This window comes from Paenibacillus sp. J31R120, from assembly GCF_056269225.1.
Map to the genome: position 1 here is coordinate 909,532 of NZ_JBWDNN010000002.1, position 12,327 is coordinate 921,858.

Genomic DNA, 12,327 nt, shown 5'->3' on the forward strand with positions numbered 1-12,327 from the left:
TATGAAATACGATTGGGTTACATTGAAGCAAGAGATGAAGGATGCGGCGAAGGAGCTTGGCATCGATGCGGTCGGCGTAGCGTCGGCTGAAGTGTTCACGACGCTGAAGGCCCGGCTGATCCGTCACCGGGAGCTGGGAAGAGAGTCGGGCTTTGAAGAGCCGGATCTGGATAAGCGCACCGATCCGTCGCTTCTGTTCGACAATCCGCAGAGCATTATTGCGATTGCGATCGCTTATCCCTCGAAGCTGATCGATCCTCCGAAATCCGAGCCGGGAGCGAGAAGAGGCATTATGGCGAGGTCGGCATGGGGAGAAGATTACCATAAGGTGCTTCGCAACCGTCTGGAGCGGCTGGAAGTATGGCTGAAGGAGCGCGTACCGGAGACCAGAGTGGAGAGCATGGTTGATACGGGCGCACTGTCCGACCGCGCCGTAGCGGAGCGTGCAGGGCTTGGCTGGAGCGCGAAGAACTGCGCGATCATCTCGCCTGAATTCGGATCATGGATTTATCTCGGCGAGATGATTACGAATTTGCCAATGCCGCCGGATACGCCTGTGACGGAAGGCTGCGGAACTTGCACCAAATGCATCGACGCCTGCCCAACGGGTGCGCTGGTCGGCCCGGGCCAGCTGGATGCACAGAAATGCATATCCTTCCTGACCCAGACCAAAGGCATGGTATCTGACGAATATATGCGCAAGATTGGCAACCGGCTGTACGGCTGCGATACTTGCCAGGTCGTATGTCCCGTGAACCGGGGCAAAAACTGGACGCATCAGCCGGAGCTGCAGCCCGATAACGAGCTGGCGAAGCCATTATTGGTTCCGATGCTGACGATCGGCAACCGCGAGTTCAAAGAGCAGTACGGATTCACTTCCTCTGCCTGGAGGGGGAAGAAGCCGATCCAGCGGAATGCGGTCATCGCGCTCGGCAATTTCAAGGAGAAGACGGCTGTTCCCGATCTGATCGGCGTGCTAAAGCTTGACCCGAGGCCTGTGTTGCGAGGGACGGCTGCATGGTCGCTAGGCAGAATTGGAGGGGAAGAGGCCGCTGAAGCGCTGCATGAGGCGATGCGCGAAGAGAGCGATGCCGAGGCGCGCGACGCGATTGCTTCCGCCATTCATATGCTGGCTGCGGAGCAAGAATAATACACTTTGAATCGAGCCGCTTGGCCTTAGCGTTAATCGCGGGCGAGGGCTCGATTTTTTATGCAAAATGTCGTGTTCGATTCGTTGCGGAACAAGCACGAACATGCTATGATACAGGGATGTTAGGGTTCAATAGTAAATTTAATCAACCATTATTGAAAGGGTTAGGTGACATAGATGGAATGGTATAATATCGTAATTCCTATCGCAACGCTGATCGTCGGAGCCGTAGGCGGCTTTATCGCGGGCGTCTTCTACTTGCGGAAGCAGCTCGAGAAGATGCAGAACGATCCTGAGATGATTCAGCGCATGGCGAAGCAGATGGGATACAACCTGAATAAACAACAGATGTCACGCGCCCAAAATATGATGAAAAACCAAAAGCTTCCTCGCAAATAGCGATTATAGCGAGGAGCCGGAAGGAGCGAAGGACGAATGGCGGGAAGAAAAGACTACGTCAATGCGAAGGTATCGGACAACCGGGAGCAAATCGAGTTTCATGTGAAGGAAATTTTGAAGCTGATTGGGGAAGACGTGGAGCGTGAAGGGCTGCTGGAGACGCCTGCCCGGGTCACGCGCATGTACGAGGAAATATTCGCAGGCTACGAGGTAGACCCGCGCGAAGTGCTCGGCGTTACGTTTGACGAACAGCATGAAGAGCTCGTCATTGTACGGGATATCGTCTACTATAGCCAGTGCGAGCATCATATGGCTCCGTTCTTCGGCAAAGCCCATATCGGCTATCTTCCAAGCGGCAAGATTGCTGGACTAAGCAAGCTGGCAAGGCTAGTAGAAGCTGTTACACGCAAGCTGCAAGTGCAGGAGCGCATAACATCGCAGATCGCCGACATTCTGGATGAAGAGCTGTCGCCTCATGGCGTCATGGTCGTCGTAGAAGGCGAGCATCTCTGCATGTGTGCGCGCGGCGTGAAGAAGCCGGGCAGCAAGACGGTCACATCGGCGGTTCGCGGCGAATTCCGGACAAGCTCGGCGCTTCGTTCCGAGTTTCTGGCTTTGCTTAAGCAATAATGGCCATATCGCTTTAACGAATAAACGAGCATGCTCTCTATCCGCATCAGTGGGATGGAGGGCATGCTCGTTTTTACGTCTATCGATCAACCTTCGCGTTTGGCTTGGATCTGACCGTCGACCTGGCTCAGGAAGAGTGCCGTGCGCTGCACATATTCGCGAGGATGAGCGCGGAACAGCAGCTCATGCTGTCCGTCCTGGACGATCCAGGAACGGGACAGAGCATTGATCTGGTTGGCGGCAATCGCCTCGGCTGTGCCGAAAGGAGCCTTGACGTCTTTGGTGCCGTGAATAATGTAGATCGGCATATCGAAAGGCGTCGCGATTACTTCGTCAGCTGGAACGAAGCCGAAGCTGCTTCCCGTCCAGAGCGGGATCATGGTTTCAATGAGGGGCAGCGACGGAAATCTCGGCAGCGGAACGAATTGATTGAGATTGTCGAACAAAGCTTCCGAGCTTGGAATAAAGAGACTGTCAAGAATCATTGCATCGATCTCGTCCGTCTGCAGGGCCGTCTGCAGCGCCGTTCCGGCGCCCATGGAGAAGCCCCATACGACAATGTCCTCGGCTCCGCGGGACTTGGCGTATTCGACAGCTGCGAGCAGCTGCTGGGACTCCTCGCGTCCGCCGGTTGCCGGAGCCTTGTATTGCGTGGAAGCATAGCCGTAGTCAAAAAGAAGCACATTATATCTCAAATCATGCAGAAGCTTTGTCAAATCATACATGGGAACCCAGTCTTCCTCGCGATTGGCGCCGTAGCCATGGCTGAATACGACGGTCCGGGTGGAAGCAGCGCTGTCCTCGTTATCGGAGGCGGCAGGCACATACCAGCCGCTGACGGTCGTCTCTCCGCTATGGCTTGGAAATACAACGTCCTCATATGCTGTTCCAATCGCATGCTGCGGATTGGAAGACAACGGTGCAACGTAAGGATAAGCGAGCATCCAGGCGACATAACCGTGGAAGACGATGATGGCGATCAGGACGGTTGCGAGCAAGGCGGCAATAGAAGCGAATAGAAGATGCTTGCGCCGTCCGCTTGTTCTTGCTCGCGGAAGGACAGCGAGTTCCGTCTGAATGGCGGGAGCGGGCAGCGCAGGAGCGAAGCTCTCCAGAGGGCGTGTTGTCGTAATCGTGGTGTTCATACCTAGCATCCCCCTTTGTTGGAATCTATGATGAAAGCGTTATCGTATCGTTTAATACTAATGGTAGTAAAGTCCTAGCAGCCTGTCAATTCGTGTCGTGCGATTGTTAGGGGCTTGTAATCAATCTGTAATGTTGCGGAATGCTTTACGATTGTCGGGTGAATGAGGTATACTAATTGAGAATCAATTTCAATCATTTTGAAAGAGGGTTTCAGCCGATGAAACTCGAATCGTTTAGGTATAGATTCAAATCAGATGCCAATGAGGGCTCAAACAATAAGAACGAGGAGGTGCTGGAAGTTGGAAGAGGGGAAATCTACGGTCCGGGCAGTGGACCGCGCGCTTGACATATTGCTTTGCTTTACATCAAAGACGGATTGGGCGATGACGGAAATTGCGGAGCATGTAGGCCTTCATAAGAGCACCGTGCACCGAATGCTGGCTACGCTGGAGGAGAAGGGATTCATCGAGCGTGACCGGGAGACGGATCGCTATCACTTGGGCCTTAAAGTATGGGAGTTGTCCGCCAACCTGTCGCGTTCGGATGATCTGGCGACCATCTGGCTTCCCGAGATGGTCAGGCTTCGTGATCAATTGGGCGAGACGGTCAGCATCTATGTGCGGGACGGCACGGAGCGGATCAGAAGGCAGGCCGTTCAGAGCAACCAGGCTGTACGCAGAGTTGCTCCTGTAGGCGTCAGATTGCCGCTGTACGCTGGCGCCTCCAGCAAGGTGCTTATCGCTTACTCCGATCCTGCGACGCAAGAGAGCATCCTGCATGATCCGACATGGCCTTCGGCTATCGATATCCAGCAATATAAGCTGCAATTGCAGGAGGTTCTGTCTCAAGGGTATGCGACCAGTTTCGAGGAGCGGGAGGAGGGGGCGGCAGCGCTGTCCTCGCCGATCTTCGACCGGTCGGGAGCGATGGTGGCGGCCTTGTCCGTGTCGGGGCCTGCCAGCCGACTGAAGCTGGCTACGATGCGTGATTATGCGCCCGTTATGATGGAGTCGTCGAGACGTATGGGGACGATGACACGTTAATCGGTCGTTCGGAGGATGACCCAGGTACAAAAAACACTCCGTTCTTCGCAGAAGCGAGAGAACGGAGTGTTTGTATCACCGTGGAAGCGGCTTGGCTTAGCCGTGCCGCAGGTCCGCGATTATGATTGCATGTTGGCGATCATTTGGCGAAGCACCGTTTGCAGGATGCCGCCGTTGCGGTAGTAGTCTACGTCAACGAGGGAGTCCAGACGAACGATCGCCAGGAATTCGAAGGTCGAGCCGTCTTCGCGTGTAGCCTTAACGGTTACCGTCTGACCAGGCTGAACATCGTTGGAAAGTCCGGAGATATCGAACTTTTCCGTTCCTGTAATGTTAAGCGTCTTCCAGCTTTGGCCTTCCTGGAACTGAAGCGGAAGCACGCCCATGCCTACCAGGTTGGAGCGGTGAATACGCTCGAAGCTTTCAGCGATGACCGCTTTTACGCCCAGGAGGTACGTACCTTTGGCAGCCCAGTCGCGCGAGCTTCCTGTACCGTATTCTTTGCCGGCAATAACGACAAGGTTTTTGCCTTCAGCCTGATACTTCATGGAAGCATCGTAGATGGACATCACTTCGCCAGTAGGCAGGTAAGTCGTTACGCCGCCTTCTGTGCCCGGAGCCACTTGGTTACGGATACGGATGTTCGCGAATGTGCCGCGCATCATTACTTCATGGTTACCACGACGGGAGCCGTAGGAGTTGAAGTCTTTGCGCTCTACGCCGTTGTCGATCAGGTATTTGCCGCCTGGGCTGTTAACTGTAATGTTGCCGGCAGGGGAGATATGGTCCGTCGTAACGGAATCGCCCATCAGCGCCAGTACGTTAGCTGCAGGAATGTCAGCAATGTCAGACAGATCGGAGCCCAGGTTCTCGAAGAACGGAGGGTTTTGGATATAAGTGGACTTCGCGTCCCACTCGTAGCTTTCGCCTTCCGGTACATCGATCGCGTTCCAACGCTCGTTTTGCGTAAAGACGTTCTCGTACTTCTCGTTAAACATTTCTGGGTTCAAGGATTTGGCTACAGCTTCCTTGATCTCAGCGTTTGTTGGCCAGATGTCTTTCAGGTATACAGGCTGACCGTCTTGGTCATGTCCGATTGGATCATTAGCCAAGTCGATATTCACTGTTCCTGCCAGCGCATAAGCGACAACAAGCGGAGGAGAAGCCAGGTAGTTCGCTTTCACTTGAGCGTGAACGCGGCCTTCGAAGTTACGGTTACCGGACAATACAGCCGCTACCGTCATATCGTTGTCTGCGATCGCTTTGCTTACTTCGTCAGGAAGCGGGCCGGAGTTGCCGATACAAGTTGCGCAACCGTAGCCTGCAAGGTGGAAGCCCAGCGCTTCAAGCGATTCAAGCAGGTTTGCTTTTTTCAAATATTCCGTAACGACCAGGGAACCTGGCGTCAGGGAGCTCTTCACGTAAGCTGGCTTAGTCAGACCGCGCTCAACGGCTTTTTTCGCCACGAGGCCTGCGCCCAGCATAACGCTTGGGTTGGATGTGTTCGTACAGCTAGTGATCGCCGCGATCACGACTGCGCCAGTGCCCATCTTGGTCTGAACGCCGTCATTGTGCTGTACTGGAACCACTTGCTCGATCTTCTCATCGGACAGGCCATAGCCGCCTTTGTCGATCGGCGTGCGGATGATGCTGTTAAAGGCTTCCTTCATCGAAGTCAGCTCTACGCGGTCCTGCGGGCGCTTCGGTCCTGCCAGGGAAGGCACGATCGTCGACAGGTCAAGCTCGATCACATCGGAGAATACCGGGTCCGGCGTAGCATCGGTGCGGAACATGTCTTGCGCTTTGTAGTAAGCTTCAACGAGCTGGATTTGATCTTCTTGGCGGCCCGTTTGGCGCATGAAGTCAAGTGTCTCGCTGTCAACCGGGAAGAAGCCGACTGTAGCGCCGTACTCTGGAGCCATATTGGCAACCGTAGCACGGTCAGCCAGGCTAATGTTGGACAAGCCTGGGCCGAAGAATTCGACGAACTTGCCTACAACGCCTTTTTTACGAAGCGTTTCTGTAACGGTCAGTGCCAGGTCAGTCGCTGTGGAGCCTTCTGCCAGGCTGCCTGTCAGCTTGAAGCCGATAACCTCAGGCATAACGAAGTATAGCGGCTGGCCAAGCATGCCGGCCTCCGCCTCGATGCCGCCTACGCCCCAGCCAACAACGCCAAGACCGTTGATCATTGTAGTATGGGAGTCCGTACCTACCAGGGAGTCCGGATATACGACCGTTTCGCCGTCAATCGTCTTCGTAGCTGCCACGGATGCCAGATACTCCAGGTTAACCTGGTGAACGATACCTGTTCCAGGAGGAACAGCGCGGAAGTTATCGAATGCCGTTTGTGCCCAGCGAAGGAAACGGTAACGTTCTTCGTTGCGCTCGAATTCTACTTTAGTGTTGTATTCCAGAGCTTCTGGTGTACCGAATGCGTCAACCATGATCGAGTGGTCGATAACCAGATCGACAGGAACGAGCGGGTTGATTTTCTTCGGATCTCCGCCGGCTTTCTTCACCGTGTCGCGCATAGCGGCAAGGTCAACGACAACCGGAACGCCCGTAAAGTCTTGAAGCACGATACGTGCAGGAATGAAAGGAATTTCTTTGTCTTCGCGGCCGTTAGCCCAGTTGGCAAGCTGCTTCACATGCTCAGGCGTAATGGCGCGACCGTCGAATTGACGCACCGCTGCTTCCAGCAATACTTTGATCGAGAAAGGAAGCTTGGAAATGTCGCCAAGGCCTTGCTCTTCCAATCCGCCCAGACGGTAGTAGGCGTACGATTTGCCGCCCGACTCCAGCGTTGTGCGAACAGAATACTCATTTTGTTTAGACATCGCTATTCTCCTTTTCATGTAGTAAATTTTGTAGTTTCATTAGACGAAACACAATTTCAAAAACCCTATGTGTCTAGTATAACGTTAAAAGTGGGGGTACGTAAAGTCCAATGTTAGCCTTTTTCCCATCCTGTCTGGCCTGAATGGATGCCTCGCCGCTTACAGAAAAGGTACATGAATGACCGAATGCCTTCATATAATGAAGCAGTTAATCCCTGCCGCAGGGGCGTTCGAGCAGGAAGCGCCTACGCCAGGCAGAATCGGGAGGGAACGCGATTGTCCAAATCAGGTAACCGCCCATCCGCAGGCGGACGGAAGAAGCGTGCGGATCGCAAGCCCAAAAGCCGCGCCGTCGCGTCTGCTGCTGCGCTTGACCGTGGATTGCAGCAGGCGGAACCTGCCGCAGCTGTCCGAATCAAGCAGAGCGACAGGCGCGATCTTCTTGAGACGAAGCCCAAGCCGACATCCCTCATACAGAGCTCCGCGCCGCCGCGCGTGTTTCAGGCGGGAGACCGTGAGGAATGGAAGGCGTCCATTCACCGTTACGTGAATCTCTATAATCAGGCCGAGACGGAGCAGCATCCACGCGTGCTTACCGATTATATGGCTGATCTTGTCCATGGCGAGAGGCTCTCCGGCCGCCTTGCGCGAATGCGGGAGCGGGATTTGCTGCGCGGCGCCCTTCCGGCAGGGAGCGAGACGAAGGCGGAGCTGGTGCGCGTGAACGAATCCGCAAGCGAAGTATCCGTGCTGCTGCGGCTTCATATCAGGCGCAGGATGGAACAGGGCGGCAGCTATTATATGGAAGAGCGCTATGAATACGAACGGCTGTGGCTCTCGGCGGCGGGCAGCCGCTGGGAAGTGCTGCAGGTGGAGCCGCTCATAGCGGAGCGCAGGCCCCGCTATGGCGCATCGTCGCTGGAATGGCATGAAGAGCCGGAAGCGATTTCACACGACGAGGTATATGTCATGCCGTCTTTACCCTACTTAAATTATGACCTAATGCCTCAATTCAAAAACCGGATTACCGGTATTCGCTACAGGAGAGATTTGGCTGCGGCTTATGCCGATCGGTGGTGGAATGAAGGGAACCCTTCTTACGAGTTGTTCGACGTGAATTGCACGAATTATGTCTCCCAGTGCATCTTTGCAGGCAATGCCCCTATGAACTATACTGGTAAAAGGGGAAGCGGATGGTGGTACAAGGGACGGAGCAAAGGCCAGGAGTGGTGGAGCTACAGCTGGGCAGTCTCCAATTCGCTCACCCAGTATCTGTCGACTGCGCGCAAGTCAGGTCTTCGGGCTGAGCAAGTGCAATCGGCCGACCAATTACAGCTTGGCGATGTCATTACATATGACTGGACCGGTGATGGAAGGTATCAGCACAGTACGATTGTGACGGCCTTCGATGCAGCCGGCCAACCCTTAGTAAATGCCAATACGGTCGCCAGCAGGCATCGTTATTGGGATTACCGGGACTCTTACGCTTGGACCAAAGGAACCCGTTACCGTTTTTTTCATATACCCGATCTTCTTTGAGCATGCAAAAGCTTGTAATGGAAATTATATCATACCGGAGGATAGTCTATGGGGAGCAAAGTAAGAATCGGACTCGTGTACGGAGGGAAATCAGGAGAGCACGAGGTTTCGCTGCAGACGGCATTTGCCGTTATGCGTGAATTTGATTATAACCAATACGAAATCAAACCTTTCTATATTACGAAGCGTGGCGAATGGAAAAGCGGAGCGACGATGCTGTCAGCGCCGGATTCCGTGGAATCGCTGCGCTTCGGCGGTGAGCAGGGCGTAACGTCCAGCCATTCGCTTGCGCCGCTTTTCAGCACGCTCGACCAAGCAGGCACTGCGCTTGCATCGGCAGGCGAAGCGAAGATCAGCGGACACCCATCGCTATCCGAACAAGCCGAGGAGACGGTAGACGTCATGTTCCCGCTGCTGCACGGCACGTTCGGGGAAGACGGCACCATTCAAGGCTTATTCGAGATGGCCAATGTACCTTATGTGGGAGCAGGCGTCTTGGCATCCGCAGTTGGGATGGACAAGATTATGATGAAGAAGGTTTTTGCGCAGGATGGCTTGCCGCAATGCATCTACCGTCATTTCAACCGGACCCAATGGGAGAAGGATGCTTCTTTCTTTGTGATGGAATGCGAAATCTCCCTTGGTTATCCGTGCTTTATCAAGCCAGCCAATCTGGGGTCCAGCGTCGGCGTATCGAAGGCGAAGAACCGTGAGGAATTGATCGCCGCCGTCAATTATGCATTCCGCTTCGACCGCAAGGTGATCGTAGAGGAATTTATCGATGCCCGTGAGATTGAAGTCAGCGTACTGGGCAACGACGATGCGAAAGCGTCAGTCCCGGGCGAGATTGCCCCATCCAATGAATTTTACGATTATAAGGCAAAATATATCGATGGCAAGTCCACGATGATCATTCCGGCGGAGCTGTCGCCCGAATTAACGGAATCCATCCGCGAGATGGCTGTCCGCGCCTTCCAGGCGATCGACGGATCGGGCCTGTCCCGCGTTGACTTCTTCCTGCGGAAGGAAGACAACCAGCTGTTGATTAATGAAGTGAATACGCTGCCTGGCTTCACGCCGTTCAGCATGTATCCGCTGCTGTGGCGCGAGACAGGGGTTCCTTATAAAGAGCTTCTGAGCACGTTGATCCAATTGGCGCTTGACCGGCACAGGGACAAGCAGAGAATCGATTTTACGGGAGAGTCGCTTAAAGGCTAAGATGCAGGTTGGTTTCGAATGAAGCCGCGCAATGCTCCCATCAAGGAGCCTGTTGCGCGGCTATGCCATTATAGAGTGAAGAGAGGATGAGGTTGCGATGGGATTTCAGACGGAATTCAATTCGGTATGCAAATTCAAGTCGGAGCAGGAACTATATGAATTGTTGGAATACGGCAAGGGCAAAATGGTAAAGAGCGGGTTCCGCGTCTATCCGACGGGACAGAAGGTCATTGCTTATACGCCGAATAACGAGGCGATTGCGATTGTGCGCATCTCGGCATCGATTGCGGAAATTAATTTTCAAGGCGAAGAAGTGACGCAGGTGGAGATGGAGCTGGTGCGCAAGCTGACGGATGAGGAAGCGCGCGTCCAGACGGCGCTGGCGTATGAGATGTTTTTTGGAGAGCGGGGGTAACGTATGATTGTCAGATTCGGCTTCGTAGCCATGAGCACGCTGCTGGAGAATGCCTCCCCGTCCCGAACGATGACGTACAAAACGTTGTCCAACCTGGATGACCGGGAAGCTGGCCTGAGGCGGCTTGAGCGCATTGCGGAGGAGAACCTGACGAGCACGCTGCGCATCCTGAAGCATAGCCATGCCCATGATATTGCGATGTACCGGTTTTCGTCCAAGTTGATTCCGCTTGCCACACATGAGGGCGTGGCGGATTGGGATGCATATTCTCCGTTGGTTTCGTCTTTTCGGGATATAGGCGAGTACGTGAAGAAGACCGGCATGAGAGTGTCGTTCCACCCTGACCACTTCTGTGTATTCAGCACGCCGAGGCCGGAGGTGCTGGCGAAGTCGGAGCAGGATCTGGAGCATCATGTCCGGATGCTGGAGCTGATGGAGCTGGATGAGAGGAGCAAATGCAATATCCACATCGGAGGAGCTTATGGCGACAAGGCGGTCTCGGGAGCAAGGTTCATCGAGCAATTCGGCGCATTGTCCGAGCGCATTAAACATCGGATGACGCTGGAGAATGACGACAAGACGTTCAACGTATCGGAAACGCTGGCAACCGCCGAGACGGTCGGCGTCCCTATGGTGTTAGATATCCATCATCATGCTGTCAATACGGGCGGCATTCAGGAGGACGAGCTTTATAACGGCCTATGGCCCCGCATTATGCGTACCTGGGAACTGGAGCGGGGGCGCCTCGGTCTTGCCAAGCATAGCGATCTGCCGCCAAAAATTCATGCATCCAGCCCGAAGAGCTTGTCCGATCCAAGAGGCCATGCCGATTATGTGGAGTCCGAGCCATTGCTCCAGTTTCTGAAGGCTGCTGCGCGTGAGTGTCCGGCGGTTGATTGTATGCTGGAGGCGAAGAGCAAGGACGCTGCGCTGCTTCGGCTGATGGAGGATATGAAGGACCTTGAGAAAAGAGGTGTAGGAGTTAAGGTCTTGGACGGAGCAAGCGTCGAGATTTCTCCTGATTAGCTATGGAATGGATTTTACTTGTATTGCTGGGCGTCGTCGCAGCTATGTTCGGCAGCATTGTGGGGCTGGGGGGCGGCATCATCATTGTCCCGGCTCTGCTGTATACGGCCCCGTCTCTTATAGGAGCTCCTATCGACCATGCGGTTGCGGTAGGAGTATCGCTGTCGGTGCTCATTGTGACAGCGCTTGCATCAACGCTATCCTATGCCAAGCGAGGGCTGGTCGATAAGCGAAGCGCATGGCTGTTCTTTGCAACGAGCGGACCAGGCGCTTTGCTCGGGGCTGCCATTACCGGCAAGCTGCCGATGGGTGTGTTCCAGCTTGGATTCGGACTGTTCATGCTTGGCATGGCGGGACTGCTGATTGCCCGTGATTATATGAAACCGTTTACGAAAGCGTGGCCGATCAAGCGTGAGCTGGTCGACGCCTCGGGCGTACATCACAGCTACAGCTATGCTGTGCTACCTGCGCTGGCGATCGGATTTGGCGTCGGGCTTATATCCGGGCTGTTCGGAATTGGGGGCGGCTCGCTGTTCGTGCCGCTCATGGTGCTCTTGTTCCGATTCCCGGCGCATGTTGCAACGGCCACTTCCATGTTTGTCATCTTTCTCTCGTCAATATTAGGAAGCGGGATGCATGTTGCGCTAGGCGAGATGAATTGGCTGCTCGTTCTGGCACTTGTACCGGGGGCATGGATTGGAGGCAAGCTAGGCGCGTACATTGCTATGCGAATGAGCGGAAAGGGGTTATTGTGGCTCCTTCGGATCACGTTAATTGCGTTATCGATTCAGCTTATTTGGGAAGGGGTAGCTCATGTATGAAGCCCGATGTGCACACTTGCAGGCGAAACCCGGCACGGGCTTCATACGTATTAAATATGATAGATGTGTTGCTGAAAATTTATAACGCACCAGGGGATGACCA

The 12,327-nt window shown here is 54.4% G+C and carries 11 protein-coding genes; 9 read left to right on the plus strand and 2 right to left on the minus strand.

Annotation, left to right across the window (positions count from 1 at the left end):
• Position 1: 1 nt before the first annotated feature.
• The 3 genes from queG to folE all read left to right on the plus strand — a co-directional run bounded on the left by queG (position 2) and on the right by folE (position 2,179).
• Positions 2-1,150: a tRNA epoxyqueuosine(34) reductase QueG gene (queG, locus tag AC0YNW_RS10585; protein ID WP_475831916.1), complete on the plus strand. Its 1,149-nt coding sequence runs from the start codon at positions 2-4 to the stop codon at positions 1,148-1,150.
• Positions 1,151-1,327: 177 nt separating this feature from the next.
• Entirely contained in the window at positions 1,328-1,549 is a 222-nt protein-coding gene (locus AC0YNW_RS10590) for a YneF family protein (protein WP_387469684.1), read from the plus strand.
• Positions 1,550-1,585: 36 nt separating this feature from the next.
• Positions 1,586-2,179: a GTP cyclohydrolase I FolE gene (folE, locus tag AC0YNW_RS10595; protein WP_387469682.1), complete on the plus strand. Its 594-nt coding sequence runs from the start codon at positions 1,586-1,588 to the stop codon at positions 2,177-2,179.
• A gap of 86 nt (positions 2,180-2,265) precedes the next feature.
• Here the strand turns inward: folE and AC0YNW_RS10600 are convergent, their stop codons facing one another.
• Positions 2,266-3,324, minus strand: coding sequence for an alpha/beta hydrolase (locus AC0YNW_RS10600; RefSeq protein ID WP_475831917.1), 1,059 nt, complete (start codon positions 3,322-3,324; stop codon positions 2,266-2,268).
• A gap of 300 nt (positions 3,325-3,624) precedes the next feature.
• On the opposite strand from AC0YNW_RS10600, the gene AC0YNW_RS10605 reads away from it, so the two are divergent.
• Positions 3,625-4,368 carry an IclR family transcriptional regulator gene (locus tag AC0YNW_RS10605; protein WP_387469678.1) on the plus strand — a complete coding sequence of 248 codons (744 nt, stop codon included), beginning with the start codon at positions 3,625-3,627 and terminating at the stop codon, positions 4,366-4,368.
• A 119-nt stretch (positions 4,369-4,487) separates the two neighbouring features.
• Here AC0YNW_RS10605 and acnA read toward each other — a convergent pair whose 3' ends face one another.
• Positions 4,488-7,205, minus strand: coding sequence for an aconitate hydratase AcnA (gene acnA / locus AC0YNW_RS10610; RefSeq protein WP_387469676.1), 2,718 nt, complete (start codon positions 7,203-7,205; stop codon positions 4,488-4,490).
• Positions 7,206-7,700: 495 nt separating this feature from the next.
• On the opposite strand from acnA, the gene AC0YNW_RS10615 reads away from it, so the two are divergent.
• The 5 genes from AC0YNW_RS10615 (at position 7,701) to AC0YNW_RS10635 (ending at position 12,224) form a co-directional block, all read left to right on the plus strand.
• Positions 7,701-8,744 (plus strand): amidase domain-containing protein, encoded by a 1,044-nt coding sequence (locus tag AC0YNW_RS10615; protein ID WP_387470533.1) that lies wholly within the window; start codon positions 7,701-7,703, stop codon positions 8,742-8,744.
• 48 nt (positions 8,745-8,792) lie between these two features.
• Positions 8,793-9,962, plus strand: coding sequence for a D-alanine--D-alanine ligase (locus AC0YNW_RS10620; RefSeq protein WP_475831918.1), 1,170 nt, complete (start codon positions 8,793-8,795; stop codon positions 9,960-9,962).
• Between the two features lie 97 nt (positions 9,963-10,059).
• Positions 10,060-10,377 carry a hypothetical protein gene (locus AC0YNW_RS10625; RefSeq protein WP_387469671.1) on the plus strand — a complete coding sequence of 106 codons (318 nt, stop codon included), beginning with the start codon at positions 10,060-10,062 and terminating at the stop codon, positions 10,375-10,377.
• Positions 10,378-10,380: 3 nt separating this feature from the next.
• On the plus strand, positions 10,381-11,403 hold the full coding sequence (gene uvsE, locus AC0YNW_RS10630; RefSeq protein ID WP_475831919.1) for a UV DNA damage repair endonuclease UvsE: 1,023 nt from the start codon (positions 10,381-10,383) through the stop codon (positions 11,401-11,403).
• A gap of 2 nt (positions 11,404-11,405) precedes the next feature.
• Positions 11,406-12,224, plus strand: a complete 819-nt coding sequence (locus tag AC0YNW_RS10635) for a sulfite exporter TauE/SafE family protein (protein WP_475831920.1) — start codon at positions 11,406-11,408, stop codon at positions 12,222-12,224.
• Positions 12,225-12,327: the final 103 nt, after the last annotated feature.

What these genes read in the sequence shown, in the direction of transcription:
- AC0YNW_RS10600 (WP_475831917.1), bottom strand. Translation starts at nt 3,324, where the DNA reads ATGAACACCACGATTACGACAACACGCCCTCTGGAGAGCTTCGCTCCT.
- AC0YNW_RS10590 (WP_387469684.1), top strand. Translation starts at nt 1,328, where the DNA reads ATGGAATGGTATAATATCGTAATTCCTATCGCAACGCTGATCGTCGGA.
- folE (WP_387469682.1), top strand. Translation starts at nt 1,586, where the DNA reads ATGGCGGGAAGAAAAGACTACGTCAATGCGAAGGTATCGGACAACCGG.
- AC0YNW_RS10620 (WP_475831918.1), top strand. Translation starts at nt 8,793, where the DNA reads ATGGGGAGCAAAGTAAGAATCGGACTCGTGTACGGAGGGAAATCAGGA.
- queG (WP_475831916.1), top strand. Translation starts at nt 2, where the DNA reads ATGAAATACGATTGGGTTACATTGAAGCAAGAGATGAAGGATGCGGCG.
- AC0YNW_RS10635 (WP_475831920.1), top strand. Translation starts at nt 11,406, where the DNA reads ATGGAATGGATTTTACTTGTATTGCTGGGCGTCGTCGCAGCTATGTTC.
- acnA (WP_387469676.1), bottom strand. Translation starts at nt 7,205, where the DNA reads ATGTCTAAACAAAATGAGTATTCTGTTCGCACAACGCTGGAGTCGGGC.
- uvsE (WP_475831919.1), top strand. Translation starts at nt 10,381, where the DNA reads ATGATTGTCAGATTCGGCTTCGTAGCCATGAGCACGCTGCTGGAGAAT.
- AC0YNW_RS10625 (WP_387469671.1), top strand. Translation starts at nt 10,060, where the DNA reads ATGGGATTTCAGACGGAATTCAATTCGGTATGCAAATTCAAGTCGGAG.